Source organism: Bacillus sp. 220_BSPC, from assembly GCF_001054655.1.
Classification (GTDB): domain Bacteria; phylum Bacillota; class Bacilli; order Bacillales; family DSM-1321; genus Peribacillus; species Peribacillus frigoritolerans.
This window is the reverse complement of sequence record NZ_JVPL01000155.1, coordinates 1-447: the sequence shown is the minus strand read 5'-3', so window position 1 is coordinate 447 and position 447 is coordinate 1. Positions and strand designations below refer to the sequence as shown.

At 30.9% G+C, this 447-nt stretch carries 1 protein-coding gene; it reads left to right on the top strand.

The features are described from left to right. Positions 1 to 447, top strand: a 447-nt coding sequence (locus ADA55_RS29855) for a hypothetical protein (protein ID WP_048683068.1), incomplete at both ends; no start/stop codon positions are given.

Genomic DNA, 447 nt, shown 5'->3' with positions numbered 1-447 from the left:
AGAATTATCTACACAAATAGATCTTTTAACAGAAAATGAAACAAAAATGAAAGCACAACATCAACAATTAAAAGATGAGTTGCAAACGGTCGAGTCTGAATACCTCGAATTGCAATTGGAGGTAGAACAATTAACGGAGATCAATCAAACTTACCAAAATACTGTCATTCAAATAGAGAAAGAAAACAATGAATTAATCGGGAAAAACAATCAGTTAAAGTCTAATCAAGAAAAGGAACGAATACAGTTTCAGGAATCGTTAGAACAAATAAATGATGAAAAAAACGAGCTGAAATCAACTACATTGGAATTGGAACGAGAATTAAAAGATGAGAAAAGGGTGTCCCAAGAATTATCTACACAAATAAATCTTTTAACAGAAAATGAAACAAAAATAAAAGCACAACAACAACAGGATCAACAGTCCTTCAAAAAAGTTATCCAAGA